This window comes from Caulobacter sp. 05T431 (genome assembly GCF_056665975.1).
The window spans coordinates 191,346-206,978 of the sequence record NZ_JBFTKU010000005.1; the positions used below are offsets into that span (position 1 = coordinate 191,346).

Genomic DNA, 15,633 nt, shown 5'->3' on the forward strand with positions numbered 1-15,633 from the left:
TTCGAGTGGCGGCCTCCTGGGATCAGGCCGGGGTCAGAAGGCGAAGCTGACCGTGGCGGCGCCGGCATGTTGCTGCTGGCTCCGGGCGATCGCGCCGTCATAGGCGATCTCCGCGCGCCAGGCCCGGCCGACGAGGCCCAGTCCAAGGCCGACATGCGCGGCGTCACGCGCCGCCGACAGGCCTTGAACCGAATAGGTATGGCCAGGGTTCGTCGCCAGGGCGAGCGTTCGGCGATCGCCGCCGGCGTCGAGTTCATGCTCCCACGCCAACTCGCCCCGGGCGAACAGGCGGCTTGCGCCCATCTGGCCTTCCGCATGGGCTCGCAGGCCGGCGGTGGCGACGCTTCGGAAGGATCGCAGGTCCGGCGACGACAAGGCGGTCTCGCCGCCGGTCTCTTGGAAGCCGGACAGCCGCAGCATCGTGCTCGACACCCCAACGAAGGGCTCAGCGTCGAGCCTTCTGGCGGTGAGGGGAAAGGCGACCTCGGCGAACAGGTCGCTGGACCAGCCGTGAGACGTGCTCTGGAGATGGTCGTTGATCGTCCCGAAGGCGACGCGACGCTCGGATTCGAGATGAAGCCGGGTCAGGCCCACGCCGCCGCGCGCGACCATCGAACCCCGCCTGGCCTGGCCGTACAGGGTCGGGCCGACATAGGTGTTGGACAGGCGGCCCTGGCTTGACGTCACATCCTGATCCCCGAAACCGAGCGCGGCCCCGACGCGCACGTCGGCGGCGGGATCGAGATCGATCCCCACGGCGAAATCGCGAGCGCTGGCCCGGCTCGACGCCAGGTCGCCCGACTCGTCGTAGCGGGCGCTGTCGGTGGACGCCGTCGCCCAGACCCGCCGGCCGGGTCGCTGATCCCGCACCTGCCGCAGGATGGCCAGGCGTTCGAAGCGGCCTGTCTCGAACAGCGCCGTCAACGCCGTCGCGTGGAATTCCCCCGAAAGCTGGTCGAGCGCGGCGGGGATCTGTTGCTCGGGCAACCAGGCGACTTCGTCGAGCAAGGCCGACGATCCGGGAAGCGCGGCCACCGCGCCCGCCACGGAGCGCTGATTTTCGCTGACGGCGAGCCCGACGAGACGCTCCTGGTCGAGGGTCAGCACCACGTCGACGGAATCGGGATTGTAGTCCACCGAGGCGTCGACGAGCGCGGGCAGTCCCGCGGATCGCACCTCGCCGAAAGAGCCGCTCAACCGGCTTCCCTCCAGAATCCGCCAACTGGAGCCGATCCGATACCGCTGGGGCGCGAAGCGGAGATCGAGCGCGCCGCCCTGGAGCTGGGCGACGCCGCCGGCCGACAGGCGGTCGGAGGAGCCGCCGGCGAGGTCGACCACATAGAGCGAATTCGCGCCGAGGGTCAGTCCGCCGGCGATGCTGATCGTCGCCGTGCCGGAGCCGGGCGCCACGCCGCCGCCCTGGGCATCGAGCGCGCCGATCCGCCCATTGCCGCTGAGCAGACCGGCCGAGACCACGAATGCGGCGGGCGTGTCCACACCAGCCAGCTGGACGCCGCCGGCGGTGATCAACGCGGTTCCCGAGAACGGCTGGGGGCCGCCCAGCACCACGGTCCCCGAGCCGGTCTTCCGCAGCAACCCATGCCCCGACAGGACACCGGCGAAGACGCCGTTGAAATTCTGGTTCAGGCTGAGCTCGCCGTCGTTGACGACCATGCCATTGATGCTTCGGGTGTCGCCCGCCAGTCGGCCGTCCGCGGCGATCTCGAGGCCGCCGGCGAAGCTGTTGGCGCCGAGCAGGGTCAGCAGTCCGCCGCCCACCACCTTCAGGCCGCCAGGGCCCGTGACCGGACCGCTCAGGCCGATCGCGAAGCCCTTGGTGTCGAGCACAGTCGCCCCTTCCAGGACGATCGCACGCCCCGCCACGATGTCGGTCACGCCGTAGAAGGTCGTGCCGTCATGCGCCGTGAACGGGGCGGCGCTTGCGACGAAGTTCGCGTCCAGCGGCACCATCAGGCCATCGGCGAAGCGCACCAGTTCGCCCGCCCGATAAAAATACCAGTCGTGCCCGACATTGAACGCCGACTCGTAGGGGCCGACCTCCCACACCACGCCGTCGGCGGTCCGCAGGAAGGTCCGGTTGCCGAGGGTGTAGGCCAGTTCGCCGAATTCCGAGATCTGCAGGATCGCGGTGCTGGCCCCCAGATTGGTCAGCGCGCCCGAGGGGTTGCGGATGTAGAGCGTTCCCCGGTCGCGGAAAGCGACCCAGCCGTTCCGGACCTGGTAGTCTTGGCCGGGCAGGCCCTCAGCCGTGCTGAGCACGATTTCGCTGACGCCGTCGCTCAGCAGCATCTGAGCCTGGGAAGCACAGCATGTGTTCCGCCGGTTGAAGACGAACAGCGCGCCATCGGTCCGGGGGTAGTAGTTGAGGGAATTGTGGGTGTCGGTGATGCGGCGCGTCACCACGCCGTCGAACGTCTCGATGTTGTAGTCGGCGGCCTGGGAGTTGGGGGCGAACGAGCCATTGCTGGTCCAGTAGGCGATCACGCCGTCAGCCAGGACGTCGAGCTGGTAATTGCCATTGTCGCCCGGCGCCTGCGTCACCAGACCGGTCGTGGTGTCCAGGCGATAGACGAAGTTCGGGGTGGCGACGCCCGTAACGGCGTTCAAGCCGCTGAACACGGCGTACTGGCCTTCCACGCGCAACGAAAGGTTGGAATTCAACGTGCCGACGCGCACCAGCCCGTTGGTGTTGAAGTTGAACAGCGTGCTGCTGATGGCGCCCTGGACGTCAGCGGCGAAGGCCGCGCCGGTCGGGCTGAGATAACCATAGAGCGGCGTGAATTGCGGACCGGCGCCGATCAGGGTCTCGGTCCCGTTCGCCGCCCGGATGCGAACCTGATGAGGATCGACGTTTGGGATGTAGAGGATACGCGATCCGTCGCTGTCGAGTATCTCGCCGTCCACCGTCGCGACGGCCTGGGTCTGCGCGGCGGCCGTCCCGGCGCACCACGCCAGGACCATGGCCGCCAAGATTTTTATCGTGATGCCCGACATAGGCGCGCCCTGAACAACCCTAAGGTTATGTCGTCCGCAGTTTTGGCCACAAAGCGTTTGGCGCGCAATCGCCTCCCGAGTTCAAGAGGCCTGGCCGGCTCCGTCTGGACGGGTCGCGATCGAAACGCCCTCCGTTGCGAAAGGCTGGGCGGCCCCCTTGAGGTTCGCTAAGAAAACGCCCAACTGCGCAGCACGACAGTTTGCGGGCGGGTCGGAGGAGCGTTCCTCCCTCTGGATGCGTGTTTTGGGAGGGTGGCCGATGGCCGAAGCCGTGAGCCAGGAGCGTCCGCTGACGCTGGACGATCTGACCGCCTATTTCGCCAAGGGCAGCAAGCCCAGGGACCAGTTCCGCGTGGGCGCCGAGCACGAGAAGTTCGGCTTCTATCTGAAGGACCACACGCCGGTCCCCTATGAGGGCGACCGGGGCGTGCACGCCTTGCTGACCGGCCTGCAGCGCTTCGGCTGGAAGCCGGTGATGGAAGGCCCGACGATCATCGGGCTGGAGCGCGCCGGCGCCAATGTCAGCCTGGAGCCCGGCGGCCAGTTCGAGCTCAGCGGCGCGCCGCTGCTGACCATGCACGACATCTGCGACGAGACCGGCAAGCACCTGGACGAGGTCAAGACCGTCGCCGACGAGCTGGGCCTGGGCTTCCTGGGCCTGGGCTTCTCGCCGCTGTGGAAGCGCGAGGACGTGCCGGTCATGCCCAAGGGCCGCTACGTGATCATGCGCAAGTACATGCCCAAGGTCGGCAATCTGGGTCTGGACATGATGCTGCGCACCTGCACCGTGCAGGCCAATCTCGACTTCTCCAGCGAAGCCGACATGGTCGCCAAGTTCCGCATGAGCCTGGCCCTGCAGCCGATCGCCACGGCCCTGTTCGCCAATTCGCCGTTCACGGAAGGCAAGCCCAACGGCTTCCTGTCGGCCCGGGCCAACGTCTGGACCGACACCGACGCCGACCGCACGGGCCTGCTGGACTTCGTGTTCGAGGACGGTTTCGACTTCGAGCGCTACGCCCGCTACGCCCTGGACGTGCCGATGTACTTCGCCAAGCGCGGCGACAGGTACATCGACCTGGCCGGCCGCAGTTTCCGCGACTTCATCGACGGCAAGATCCCGGAGCTGCCGGGCGAGCACGCCTCGATCAAGGACTGGGCCGACCACACCACCACCCTGTTCCCGGAAGTGCGGCTGAAGACCTATCTGGAGATGCGCGGCGCCGACGCCGGGCCCTGGAGCCGTCTCTGCGCCCTGCCGGCCCTGTGGACCGGAGTCTTCTACGACGACGCGGCCCTGGCCGCGGCCTGGGATCTTTGCAAGCATTGGACTGCAGAGGATCGTGCCGGCCTGCGCCGCGACGTGCCGAAACTGGGCCTGAAAGCCAAGGTGGCCGGGCGCACGGCCCAGGACGTGGCCAAGGACTTCGTGGCCATCGCCAAGGCGGGCCTGAAGAACCGCGCCCAGCTGAACGGCGGCTTCCTGGACGAGACGATCTATCTGGGCGACCTGGAAGAGATCGCCGCGACCGGGATCACCCCGGCCGAACGCCTGCTGTCGCTCTATGAGGGCGCGTGGAAGGGCGACATCAACCGGGTGTTCGAGGACTTCGCCTACTAGCGGAGCCTATCGAGGCGGAGCGAGCGCGCGGTCCTAAAAGATCGCGCGGGCCGCGGCGATGATCCCGACCCAGGCCATCAGGCTGGCCGCCACCGCCGCCAGCCGGCCCCAGGCCAGCTTGACGCGGGCGGGGCGCGATCGCGCGGCGCCGGACGGCGGCCGCAAACGGGAATCATAACCGACGTAAGCCACGACGTTTCTCCCTGGACGCCTCTCTGGAGGAGGCTTTCACGCTAAGCGCTGGGATCATTGCAGCGCTTGAAAGGTTAACGAACGCTTTACACTTGTAGTCGGTGGAACGTGGCTCAGATTGATCCGGTTCCCTCATAGGGCTTGGAGATGTGCGGGGGGCCGTCCTCGCGGATCTCGTCGCCCTCCCAGGCCTCGTCGTCGGGCATAGAGACGTTGGCGTCCCAGTGCTCGGCCTGGCTGGAGCCCGAGCCGCTGTCGGTGTGGCGCACCACCTCGTTGACGTCGACCGCCCGGGTCTCGGCCGCGGTCAGGCCGGCGCGCTTGAAGTCGACGTGCTCGGGATAGAAGGCCAGGCGGCCGGCGATCTGGCTGACGCCGGGCAACGGGGTCTCGTACGACCAGACGGCGTTCTCGATGATCTTGGCGTCGCGGCTGATCGTGTAATAGCTGGCCTGGCCCTTGTGGGGGCAGTGGGTGACCTTGTCGGTCTTGTGCAGGAAGCCCATGGCCACGTCCGAACGCGGGAAGTAGCGCACCGGGGCGTAGTCGGCTTCGTGCAGCAGCAGGACATCGCCGCTGTCGGCGATCTCGTGGCCTTCGAAGAGCACCTCCACCCGCCCGTCCTCGCGCGAACAGGTGATGGGATGGTCCGAAGTGGGGCTGGTCATGGCCAATTCTCCCGTCTGGCAGGGCGTCGATTAAGAAACGCGCGGGACGGGCGGCGGGCTCCGAGGCGGCAAGCCATTGCTTGTGAAACGCAAAGCGCCGTGATCTTCTCCCCGCCGATTGGGGAGGGGAGGGCGAAACCACCTGCTGGGCGCCCCGCCGCTTGTACGTTTCAAGGTTCGTGAATGAATATCGTCGTCGCCGTCGGCATCCTGGTCACTCTCGTGACCGGCGTGCCCGTGCTTATCCAGCTGCTGCGGGGCCATCCGCGCGGTCTGATCATCTGCTTCCTGGCCGAGATGTGGGAGCGGTTCTCCTACTATGGCATGCGCGGGCTGCTGATCTTCTACCTGACGCAGCACTTCCTGTTCGATTCCAAGACGGCGGGCGGCCACTACGGCTCCTACACCTCGCTGGTCTACATCGTGCCCCTGCTGGGCGGTTTCCTGGCCGACCGCTACCTGGGCACCCGCAAGGCCGTGGCCTTCGGCGCCATCCTGCTGGTGGCGGGCCACCTGACCATGGCGGTCGAGGGCCGTCCGGCCACCCAGATCCTGGACTACGCCGGCCACACCTACGAGTTCCAGGTCAAGGGCCGCGGCGAGGAGCGGGTGGCCAAGATCGTCGTCGGCGACAAGCCCTATGAGGTGGCGGCCAACGACAAGGGCGACTTCGAGATCAAGAACCTGCCGGCCCAGTCGGTCCTGCCCTCGGTGCTGCCCAAGGGGCAGTACAAGCTGGGCGTCAAGGATCGCGATCCGCTGTACCTGAACATCTTCTGGCTGGCCCTGTCGCTGATCATCGTCGGCGTGGGCTTCATGAAGGCCAATGTCGCCACCCTGGTGGGACAGCTCTATCCGCAGGGCGACCCGCGCCGCGACCCGGGCTTCACCCTCTACTACTACGGCATCAACCTGGGCTCGTTCTGGGCGGCCATCCTCTGCGGCCTGCTGGGCGTCAACCTGGGCTGGAACGCCGGCTTCGGCATGGCCGGCATCGGCATGCTGGCCGGCTTCGTGATCTTCGTGCTGGGCAAGCCCTGGCTGCTGGGCAAGGGCGAACCGCCCGAGTTCGCCAAGCTGAAGGCCCCGGTGCTGGGCCCGCTGAACCGCGAGGGCCTGATCTACGCCGCCTCGCTGGGCGTGGTCGGGCTGGTCTTCTTCCTGGTGCAGTACACGCCCGTCGTCAGCGCCACCCTGATCGCGGGCAGCGTCCTGTCGGTGGCCTACATCCTGTGGTTCGCCTTCGTGAAGTGCCAGAAGGTCGAGCGCGAGCGGCTGCTGCTGGCCACGGTGCTGGTGCTGGGCGCGGTGGTGTTCTGGGCCCTGTTCGAACAGGCCGGCTCGTCGCTGAACCTGTTCGCGGCCACCAACGTCAACCTGACCCTGCTGTCGCACCCGGTGCAATGGCTGGGCGGGGCGGTGGTGCTGGGCGCGCCCGAGCAGCTGGCCGCGGCGGGCATCGACCCGGCCGGCAAACTGTGGGTCAACACCGCGTTCAACGCCGCCCAGACCCAGGCGATCAACGCCGGCTGGATCCTGATCTTCGCCCCGGTCTTCGCCGCCCTCTGGACCTTCCTGGGCGGTCGGGGCAAGAACCCCGGCCCGATGGTCAAGTTCGGCCTGTCGCTGATCCAGGTGGGCGCGGGCTTCCTGATCCTGCTGGTCGGGGCCCACTTCGCCGACGGCGCGTTCCGCATGCCGCTGATCTTTCTGATCGTCATGTACATGCTGCACACCTCGGGCGAGATGTTCATGTCGCCGGTCGGCCTGTCCCAGATGACCAAGCTGTCGCCGCTGTCGATCGTCTCGTTCGTGATGGCGGTCTGGTACATGGCGCTGTCCATGGGCAACCTGGTCGCGGGCTTCATCGCGGGCATCGCCTCGACCGAGACCATCGGCGGTCAGGTGCTGGACCCGGCCGCGGCCCTGGCCCAGTCGCTGCTGGTGTTCAAGATCGTCGGCCTGATCTCGATCGGCATCGGCGTGGTGTTCCTGGCCCTGTCGCCGATCCTCAAGAAGTGGTCGCACGGCTCGGACGACACCAATCCCGAGCCGGGCGAGCCGGCCTCGATCGCCCCCTAAGGCGGTCGATCCAGACAAGAAAGGCCCCGGAGCGATCCGGGGCCTTTTTCTTGGCTGCCATCCGGTTGACGCGAATATTTCGTCAGCGCACGCTAAGGTCGATTCATCCTTGGTCGATCAGGGCGGCGCGAAGCCGCCGTCTCGGGAGGGCGGCATGGGAACGGCCTACACCATCTTCGGCGCGGGGCCGGCGGGCCTCTACACGGCCTGGCGGCTGGTCACCGGCGGCAAGGCCGTGGCGGGCGACAGCATCGAGCTGATCGAGTGGGGCGACTACGCCTTCGACGGCCCCGGCTCGGGCACCCGCCTGCCGGCCGGTCGGATCGTGACCCACTTCTGCGACGACGACCCGACCCAGTCCTACATCGAGGCCGGCGGCATGCGGTTCATCGAGTGGGACGGGACCCAGGGCCACCAGCTGGTCACCCTGACGATCAACCTGCTGGGCCTGGGCGGTTCGGTGGTGCCGTTCAACACCACGACCGACCCGCTGCTGTATCTGCGCGGCGAGCACATCTACCAGAAGAACCTGGCCACCCAGAACGCGCCCTACAACACGCCGGGCAACAACGCCGCCCCGGCCGCGACCCTGTTCGCCAATATCTCCAACCTGATCACCGGCGTGCCCGCGCCCTCGACGCGCACCGCCCAGTGCCAGTTCTACGGCGACGGGACCCTGCCCTCGACCTTCAACTCGTTCGTCTACGCCCCCGGCTCGACGGCCGGGAACATCGGCTACTGGAACATCTTCTACGACCAGGCCGGCAACGAAGGGTACGAATACGCCTCGGACGCCGGCGGCTACACCTCCAACGTCATCAACTGGAACGCCGCCAACGCCGCCGTCTACAACAGCGAGTTCGCGCCGGGCGGCCAGTTCAAGACCGTGCAGGGCGGCTATTCCCAGGTCTTCGTCCAGCTGTTCCAGCAGACCCGCGCGGCGGCGCAGGAAGCCGGGGTGGACTTCTCTCTGCAGGCCAACACGCGGCTGCACTCGGTCTGGCTGGGCGATGACGGCGTGATCAACTACCGCCTGGCCACCGCCGCCGACCCGTTCAAGGGCGGGCCGACCCTGACCACGCCCAACGCCTTCCTGGCCATGCCCCCGGCCTCGCTGGACCTGGTGGCCGAGGCCACGCGCTACGCCGACCTGCCGGACGGCGCGCTGGACATCATGAACCAGCGGCCGGTGCAGCTCTACATGGACGGTGTGATCCGCCAGCCGTCGATGCGGGTGATGCTGTTCTTCGACAGCCCCTGGTGGGAGACCTGCCCCTATCCGCCGGACCTGACCAGCGACGGCCTGCCCAACACCTTCGGCCCGACCATCACCGACCTGCCGCTGCGCCAGGTCTACTATTTCGGCAACAACAGCGACGGCAATCCCAACCCCGTCTACGGGGTGCTCGCCTCGTACGACGACATGCAATACGTGCAGTTCTGGCAGGAGCTGGAGCTGCACGTCGACGAGCGCCGGACCATCCCGCTGGAGGAGGACTACCAGGTCCTCCACAAGCCCGCGACGGCCAACGAGACCATGATCCGCATGGTCCTGCTGGAGCTGGCCAAGGTCCACTACGGCGACCCGAACGACGCCTACAAGATCCCGTACCCGGTCTCGGCGGTGTACAACGACTTCTCGTTCAACCCGTTCGGGGCGGGCTACCACGCCTGGGCGGCGCACTACGACATCTGCGACGTGATGCAGAGGATCCGCCAGCCCACCGGCCTGGTGGACGGCGCGCCGGCGGCCAACCTGTTCATCATCGGCGAGGCCTATTCCAACGACCAGGCCTGGGTGGAGGGCGCGTTCTGCACGGCGGAGTCGGCGCTGGTCGACTACTACGGCATGACCACCATCGCCGACACGACCAACTATCCGCTGATCTGCGCCTGCGCCTGACTAGGGCCGGCGCGGCGTCTGGGAGTGGGGCCGCCAGTCCTTGGGGGCCAGTTCGAAGCCGTCGAACTCGAAGCCGGGCGAGACGGTGCAGCCCACCAGGGTCCAGGCCCCCTGGCTGACGGCGGTCTGCCACCAGCCGGTCGGCACCACCGCCTGCGGCCGTGCGCCGGCCTTCAGGTCGGGACCCAGGACGTGGGCGGTCGCGCCCTGGCCGTCGGGGGTGGACAGGGTCAGGGTCAGGGGCGCGCCAGCGTAGTAGTGCCAGACCTCGACCGCGTCGATCTTGTGCCACGCCGACTGCTCGCCGGCCTGCAGCAGGAAATAGATCGCCGTCGAGGCCGGGCGACCGTCCTCGGTGGGGGTGTCGCGGAAGCTCTGTCGGTACCAGCCGCCCTCGGGGTGGGGCTGGAGGTCCAGCATGCGGATGATCTCGTTGCTGCTCAGGTCGCTCGGGATATCCAAAGACATGCTCACCCCTTGAAGCCGTCCTTTGCGGCCCGAATCTCGCCGAACGCCTCGGCGGGGCCCAGATGGGGCCGCAGCAAGGGTGCGCGCAAGAACGGATTGGTGGCCTTTTCGATCCCGATGGTGGTCGGCACGGTGGGCTCGCCGCGCTCGCGGGCCGCGAACACCGCCTCCGCGCGATCCTTGAGCGCCGGTGCGTCGTCCACGGACAATGCGAAGCGGGCGTTCGAGGCGGTGTATTCGTGGGCGCAGTAGACGGTGGTGTCGTCGGGCAGGGCGGTCAGCTTGGACAGCGAGCCCCACATCTGCTGCGCCGTGCCCTCGAACAGCCGGCCGCAGCCCAGGGCGAACAGGGTGTCGCCGACGAAGGCGATCCCGTCGGCGGCGTCGTGATAGGCGATGTGGCCCAGGGTGTGGCCGCCGGTGTCGATCACGCCTAGAGCCGTGTCGCCCAGCATCACCGTGTCGCCCTCGACCACGGGCCGGTCCAGCGGGGCGATGCGGGTCACCTCCTGCGGGCCGACGATCGTCGCGCCGGTGGCCGCCTGCAGGGCCGCGTTGCCGCCGGCGTGGTCCGGATGCCAGTGGGTGTTGAGGATCAGGTCCAGTTTCCAGCCCAGCTTGTTCAGCTGGGCCAGGATGGCGTCGGCGTCCGGCGTGTCGATGGTCGCCACGGTCCCGGTGGCGTCGTCGCGCACGAGAAAGCCGTAATTGTCCGACAGGCAGGGGAACTGGTGGACGGTCAGCGACATGCTCTCGACTCCGGACTGGTGTTGGACGTGACGCGACCGGCCCGCCCGCCTACATAGATGAAGCCATCGATCGGGAGACTCAATGCGCCGCGACGTGCTCGATCTCAGAGCCTTCTACGCCAGCCCGCTCGGACGCGCGGCCCGCGAGATGCTGGGCCGCAAGGTCGAGGAGGCGTGGGGCGACGCGCGGGGCCTGGACGTGCTGGGCCTGGGCTACGCCACGCCCTTCCTCGACAAGGCCCGGCCCCAGGCGCGCCGGGTGGTGGCGGCCATGCCGGCCGCCCAGGGCGTCGAGGTCTGGCCCAACGGCGGGGCTAACGCCGCCACCCTGGTCGAGGAGACGGGCCTGCCGTTCGCCAACGCCATGTTCGACCGCATCCTGGCCGTCCACGCCCTGGAGGAGGCCGACGATCCGGCCGCCGTCCTGCGCGAGCTGTGGCGGGTGATGGCGCCGGCGGGCCGACTGATCGTCGCCGTGGCCTCGCGCGACGGCCTGTGGGCCGGGGCAGAGAGTACGCCCTTCGGTCACGGCCGCCCCTTCAGCCGTCACCAACTGGAGGCCCTGCTGCGCGAGGCCGACCTGGAGCCCGCCGGCTGGACCCGGGCCCTCTACACCCCGCCCTTGCCCATAGCGGCGCGTTGGGCCGAGGGTTTCGAGCAGGTGGGGGCCCGCCTGTGGCCGCGTTTCGCCGGCCTGATCCTGATGGAGGCGGTCAAGCAGACCTTCGCCGTCAAGCCGCGCGGCAGCCGCGCGCGGGTGCGGGTGTTCGCGCCGGGGGTGCTCGCCCCCTCGCCCGGCGGCCCCGCTCCGGTCAGGACGGCGCCTGTTCGAAAGGCGCCGCGTGATCTAAATGCCGCAAAGCCCTTGGAGCCATCGATTCCCGGGCCTAGCCTCAAGTCGTAGACCAAGCCCTCTTTGCGGGAGCCGCGCCATGAAGATGATCGTCGCCGTAATCAAGCCCAGCCGTCTGGACGCCGTGCTTGAGGCGGTCACCGAGGCGGGCGCCTCGGGCCTGACGGTCACCGAGGTGCGCGGCTACGGCCGGCAGAAGGGCAAGACCGAGGTCTATCGTGGCGCCGAGTACGAGGTGAAGCTGCTGCCGAAGGTCAAGCTGGAGATCGCCGTGGCCAACGACGTGGTCGAGCCGGTGGTCGAGGCCCTGCAGCGCAGCGCCAACACCGGCAAGATCGGCGACGGCAAGGTGTTCGTCATGGACCTGGAGCAGGCCCTGCGCATCCGCACCGGCGAGCGCGACGCCGCGGCGATCGCCGGCTAGGCCTGCGCTCAGCCGGGCAGGCCGTCGAACCTGGGCGCGTCCGCGAGGCCCTGTTCCCAGGCCGCCTGGTCCGCACAGCAGATGTGCGCGGTCGGCCGGATGGAGGGCGTGGTGTCCAGGCTCCCGGCCGGCGTGACCAGCAGGGCGCCGTCCATCTGCACCCTCGGCAGCGCCGAACCGCAGGTCCCGCAGAAGCTTCGTTGATGCCGCGTTGCCGGCAGCTGGTAGGTCCGGACCAGGTCCGCGCCCGACAGCCAGGTCAAGGTCGCCTGGGTCGAGAACAGGTTGGCCGCATGGGCCGATCCGGTGTCCTTGCGGCAGCGCGAGCAGTGGCAGAGGAAGAAGCTCTCGAACGGACCGGCGATCTCGAAGGTCACGCCGCCGCACAGGCAGGAGCCGGCGGTGATCTGATCGGGCATGCATGCGGCTCCTGTCTTGGGAGGCGGAGTCTTGGGGCGGACGCTAGCCTTCCAGCTCTCGCAGGTCGCGCCCGCGCGTCTCCGTCCCGAACCAGGCGACCAGCACCAGGGCCAGCGCCAGCGGCGCCATGATCATCAGGGCGGCCACCTTCAGCGGCGGCACGGCCGCCAGGATGCCCAGGAGCTGGGCGATCAGCCCGCCCGACTTGCTGCACGCCGCCACCCAGCCCGTGGCCCGGCCGCGCACCCGCAGCGGGAAGCTCTCGGCCGTGTAGGGCAGCAGGATGGCCAGCAGGCCGTTGGTGCCGATGATCATCAGGGCGACCGGCAGGACCGGGCTGACGCCGGGGCCCAGGGTCAGGACGCCCGCCACGCCCAGGCCGCTGATCGCGATCGTCGCCGCCAGCGACCACTTGGTGCTCCAGCGGCTGTAGAGGAAGGCGCAGACGAAGACGGTCGGGAAGGCGATCAGCGCCGACTTGGCCAGCAGTTGGCTGGAGACGCCCACACTGTGGCCCTCGGCGACCAGCTCGGCCGGCAGCCACAGCAGGAGGCCGAAATTGACCAGGCCCCAGGCCACGGCCGCGATGCTCAGGGCGGCGGTCTTGCCGAGGAAGCGCCGCTCGACCGGCGGCGGGGTCAGGACGTGGTGATGGTCCTCGGGCGTGTCGGCCTTCTCGCGGACCACCGAGCCGAACCGCTTGAGCACCGTCTGGGCGGCGTCCATGCGGCCGATGGCCATCAGGAACTTGGCCGATTCCGGGATCAGGCCCGACAGGGCGATCAGGATCAGGCCGGTCGGCAGGTTCAGGAACCACATGATCCGCCAGCCGAACACCGGCTGCAGCCAGGCCGAGCAGCCGGACGAGGCCAGGTAGCCGCCCACCGCGCCCAGGCCGCCCACCAGCACCAGGGCCCAGCCCCGATGCTTGGACGGCATGGTCTCGGCCAGCAGGGCGTAGACCACGGGCAGCAGGCCGCCGGCGGCCGCGCCCATCATGAAGCACATGCCGACGTTCCACCAGAAATCGGGCATGGCGCCGCAGATCGAGGTGCCGACGAACATCACCGCCGACAGCAGGATCGAGGCCCGCCGGCCGAAGATGTCGGCCAGGGCGCCCCAGATGATCGAGCCGGCCACCGTGCCGGTCAGGGCGGCGAAGGGCAGCCAGGCCACTGTCGCCTTGTTCACCCCGTATTCCTTGATCATCCCCGGCACCACGAAGCCCAGGCTGGCCGGCTTCATGATGTCGATGATCAGGGCCACCACCAGCACCAGCATCAGGCTCCAGTGGGCCAGGCCCAGGGGCGCGTCCTCCGGCGGGGTGACCTCGATCGTGTGTTCCAGGTGATGGTCGACCCCGCGCCGGGGCAGCAGGCCCCAGCCGGCCAGGGCGCAGCCGGGCGGGATGATCAGCATCCCGATCGTCATGCCCAGGTCCATCTTCATCCCGGCCAGCTGGTAGCCGATGTCGGCGCCCATCAGGTACATCGGCAGGTGCAGGACGACGCCGGCGGTAACCACCAGGCAGCCCAGCCAGAAGGCCCATAGGCGCTTGCGGTCGGCGAGGACGTGATGGGCGGGCGTCTGCGTTGTCATGGGCGTCCAACAAACATGCGGGAGACTTCTGTCCAAGCGCAGCCATAACATGGGTCCGTGCGTTGACGAATTTCCGTGGCACAAGGGACGACATGGCCGACGACGCATCCTCGCTGACCTCCGCTTCGCTGATGAGGCCGGGCTCCACCTGCTGGCGCGTGGAGCAGGCCGACCGGCTGGCGCTGTTCATCGACAACGACGAGGCGTTCGACGCGCTGAAGTCCATCCTGCTGTCGGCCAGGAAGTCGATCTGGATCCTGGCCTGGGTGTTCGATCCCCTGACCCGGCTGGACCCCGACCGGGTCCGCAAGAGCCGGGACCCCGCCCATGTCGACCGCATCGGCTTGCTGCTACGCCGACAGGCGGCGCTGAACCCCGGTCTGGACGTGCGCATCCTGGTCTGGGACATGCCGTTCCCGATCGCCGCCTCGCAGCTGTTCGGCCCGCACCGCGGCCAGGTGTTCTTCACCGGCTCGCGGGTCAAGTACCACCTGGACAACACCCTGCCGGCCAGCGCCTGCCATCACCAGAAGGTGGTCGTGGTCGACGGCTCGGTGGCCCTGGTCAGCGGCGGCGACATCGGCGTCGACCGCTGGGACACCACCCAGCACCTGGACAACGACCCCCGCCGCCGCCTGCCCACCGGCCACCACTATCCGGCCCGCCACGAGGTGGCGTCCCTGGTCGACGGCAAGGCGGCCGAGGCCCTGGGCGACCTGTTCATCGCCCGCTGGCAGCGGTCGACGGGCGAGGCGCTGGAGCGGTCGGAAAAGGCCGAGGAGGCGCCCTGGCCGGACTATCTGATCCCCGACCTGCGCAACGTCCCCGTCGGCGTCTGCCGCACCCAGCCGGCGTGGAAGGGCGAGCCCGAGGTCAACGAGTCGATGCTGATGCACCTGGCCAGCATCAAGGCCGCCAAGCGGCTGGTCTATCTGGAGAACCAGTACCTGACCTCGCCGATCATCGTCGAAGCCCTGGCCGAGCGGCTGGCCGAGCCGGACGGGCCCGAGGTGGTCACTGTCGGCCCGGCCCACAGCCCCAGCTATTTCGACCAGATGACCATGGACAGCGCCCGCACCTCGGCGATCAACCGCCTGCGCGAGGTCGACGTCCACGGCCGCTTCTCGGCCTTCAGCGCCCGCACGCCCAAGGGGGCGACGATCATCGTCCACTCCAAGGTGGCGATCATGGACGACCGCGTGCTGCGGCTGGGTTCGGCCAATCTGAACAACCGCTCGGTCGGGCTGGACACCGAATGCGACATCGCTTTCGAAGGGACCGACGAGATTAGCCGCGCCGCCGTGCGCGCGTTCCTGGGACGGCTGATCGGCCACTTCCTCGACCATGAGACCGAGCACGTGCTCGACACCTACGACCGGCTCGGCGGCCTGGCGGCGACGATCAACGAACTGGACCGCCGGGGCGGCTTTCCGCGCCGCCTGGCGCCGGTGCCGATCAAGTCGCTGACGGGCGTCCAGCAGTTCATCGCCGACTGGAACCTGGGCGACGCCCTGTCGCCCGTCGACGCCTGGCGCCCCTGGGGACGCCGCCGCCGGCTCAAGAAGGAGCTGCACCGCCTGATGGCCGATCCCCGGCCGGAACTGCCGGATCACCTGCAGGACTGATCGGGGGCATGTCCCCG

At 68.7% G+C, this 15,633-nt stretch carries 13 protein-coding genes; 6 read left to right on the top strand and 7 right to left on the bottom strand.

Annotation, left to right across the window (positions count from 1 at the left end; genetic code table 11):
• Positions 1-33 precede the first annotated feature (33 nt).
• Entirely contained in the window at positions 34-3,015 is a 2,982-nt protein-coding gene (locus tag AC1U89_RS07115) for an autotransporter outer membrane beta-barrel domain-containing protein (RefSeq protein ID WP_479899021.1), read from the bottom strand.
• A 259-nt stretch (positions 3,016-3,274) separates the two neighbouring features.
• Here AC1U89_RS07115 and AC1U89_RS07120 point away from each other — a divergent pair, with 259 nt between their 5' ends.
• Positions 3,275-4,633: a glutamate--cysteine ligase gene (locus AC1U89_RS07120; RefSeq protein WP_479899022.1), complete on the top strand. Its 1,359-nt coding sequence runs from the start codon at positions 3,275-3,277 to the stop codon at positions 4,631-4,633.
• Positions 4,634-4,666: 33 nt separating this feature from the next.
• On the opposite strand, the gene AC1U89_RS07125 is transcribed toward AC1U89_RS07120, so the two are convergent.
• Together AC1U89_RS07125 and AC1U89_RS07130 are read right to left on the bottom strand one after the other, a co-directional pair.
• Positions 4,667-4,825 carry a hypothetical protein gene (locus tag AC1U89_RS07125; protein ID WP_479899023.1) on the bottom strand — a complete coding sequence of 53 codons (159 nt, stop codon included), beginning with the start codon at positions 4,823-4,825 and terminating at the stop codon, positions 4,667-4,669.
• 113 nt (positions 4,826-4,938) lie between these two features.
• Positions 4,939-5,493, bottom strand: a complete 555-nt coding sequence (locus tag AC1U89_RS07130; protein ID WP_479899024.1) for a DUF427 domain-containing protein — start codon at positions 5,491-5,493, stop codon at positions 4,939-4,941.
• A 183-nt stretch (positions 5,494-5,676) separates the two neighbouring features.
• On the opposite strand from AC1U89_RS07130, the gene AC1U89_RS07135 reads away from it, so the two are divergent.
• Together AC1U89_RS07135 and AC1U89_RS07140 are read left to right on the top strand one after the other, a co-directional pair.
• Positions 5,677-7,575, top strand: a complete 1,899-nt coding sequence (locus tag AC1U89_RS07135; protein WP_479899025.1) for a peptide MFS transporter — start codon at positions 5,677-5,679, stop codon at positions 7,573-7,575.
• A 154-nt stretch (positions 7,576-7,729) separates the two neighbouring features.
• Positions 7,730-9,478, top strand: a complete 1,749-nt coding sequence (locus AC1U89_RS07140) for a flavin monoamine oxidase family protein (protein WP_479899026.1) — start codon at positions 7,730-7,732, stop codon at positions 9,476-9,478.
• Here AC1U89_RS07140 and AC1U89_RS07145 read toward each other — a convergent pair whose 3' ends face one another.
• Both AC1U89_RS07145 and gloB read right to left on the bottom strand, forming a co-directional pair.
• A complete protein-coding gene (locus AC1U89_RS07145) occupies positions 9,479-9,946 on the bottom strand; it encodes a cupin domain-containing protein (protein WP_479899027.1) in 468 nt (155 codons plus the stop codon).
• A gap of 2 nt (positions 9,947-9,948) precedes the next feature.
• Positions 9,949-10,695: a hydroxyacylglutathione hydrolase gene (gene gloB, locus AC1U89_RS07150; protein ID WP_479899028.1), complete on the bottom strand. Its 747-nt coding sequence runs from the start codon at positions 10,693-10,695 to the stop codon at positions 9,949-9,951.
• An 82-nt stretch (positions 10,696-10,777) separates the two neighbouring features.
• Between gloB and AC1U89_RS07155 the strand changes: the two genes are divergently transcribed.
• A complete protein-coding gene (locus AC1U89_RS07155; protein ID WP_479899029.1) occupies positions 10,778-11,599 on the top strand; it encodes a class I SAM-dependent methyltransferase in 822 nt (273 codons plus the stop codon).
• A gap of 28 nt (positions 11,600-11,627) precedes the next feature.
• Entirely contained in the window at positions 11,628-11,972 is a 345-nt protein-coding gene (locus tag AC1U89_RS07160) for a P-II family nitrogen regulator (protein ID WP_029911471.1), read from the top strand.
• An 8-nt stretch (positions 11,973-11,980) separates the two neighbouring features.
• Here the strand turns inward: AC1U89_RS07160 and AC1U89_RS07165 are convergent, their stop codons facing one another.
• Positions 11,981-12,391: a GFA family protein gene (locus tag AC1U89_RS07165; protein ID WP_479899030.1), complete on the bottom strand. Its 411-nt coding sequence runs from the start codon at positions 12,389-12,391 to the stop codon at positions 11,981-11,983.
• Positions 12,392-12,434: 43 nt separating this feature from the next.
• On the bottom strand, positions 12,435-13,991 hold the full coding sequence (locus tag AC1U89_RS07170) for an MFS transporter (RefSeq protein WP_479899031.1): 1,557 nt from the start codon (positions 13,989-13,991) through the stop codon (positions 12,435-12,437).
• A 92-nt stretch (positions 13,992-14,083) separates the two neighbouring features.
• On the opposite strand from AC1U89_RS07170, the gene AC1U89_RS07175 reads away from it, so the two are divergent.
• Positions 14,084-15,616 (top strand): phospholipase D-like domain-containing protein, encoded by a 1,533-nt coding sequence (locus AC1U89_RS07175; RefSeq protein WP_479899032.1) that lies wholly within the window; start codon positions 14,084-14,086, stop codon positions 15,614-15,616.
• Positions 15,617-15,633 lie beyond the last annotated feature (17 nt).

Bases quoted from the DNA above. Each gene is read 5' to 3' on its own strand.
- AC1U89_RS07115 (WP_479899021.1), bottom strand. From the start codon at position 3,015: ATGTCGGGCATCACGATAAAAATCTTGGCGGCCATGGTCCTGGCGTGG.
- AC1U89_RS07120 (WP_479899022.1), top strand. From the start codon at position 3,275: ATGGCCGAAGCCGTGAGCCAGGAGCGTCCGCTGACGCTGGACGATCTG.
- AC1U89_RS07130 (WP_479899024.1), bottom strand. From the start codon at position 5,493: ATGACCAGCCCCACTTCGGACCATCCCATCACCTGTTCGCGCGAGGAC.
- AC1U89_RS07135 (WP_479899025.1), top strand. From the start codon at position 5,677: ATGAATATCGTCGTCGCCGTCGGCATCCTGGTCACTCTCGTGACCGGC.
- AC1U89_RS07140 (WP_479899026.1), top strand. From the start codon at position 7,730: ATGGGAACGGCCTACACCATCTTCGGCGCGGGGCCGGCGGGCCTCTAC.
- AC1U89_RS07145 (WP_479899027.1), bottom strand. From the start codon at position 9,946: ATGTCTTTGGATATCCCGAGCGACCTGAGCAGCAACGAGATCATCCGC.
- gloB (WP_479899028.1), bottom strand. From the start codon at position 10,695: ATGTCGCTGACCGTCCACCAGTTCCCCTGCCTGTCGGACAATTACGGC.
- AC1U89_RS07155 (WP_479899029.1), top strand. From the start codon at position 10,778: ATGCGCCGCGACGTGCTCGATCTCAGAGCCTTCTACGCCAGCCCGCTC.
- AC1U89_RS07160 (WP_029911471.1), top strand. From the start codon at position 11,628: ATGAAGATGATCGTCGCCGTAATCAAGCCCAGCCGTCTGGACGCCGTG.
- AC1U89_RS07165 (WP_479899030.1), bottom strand. From the start codon at position 12,391: ATGCCCGATCAGATCACCGCCGGCTCCTGCCTGTGCGGCGGCGTGACC.
- AC1U89_RS07170 (WP_479899031.1), bottom strand. From the start codon at position 13,991: ATGACAACGCAGACGCCCGCCCATCACGTCCTCGCCGACCGCAAGCGC.
- AC1U89_RS07175 (WP_479899032.1), top strand. From the start codon at position 14,084: ATGGCCGACGACGCATCCTCGCTGACCTCCGCTTCGCTGATGAGGCCG.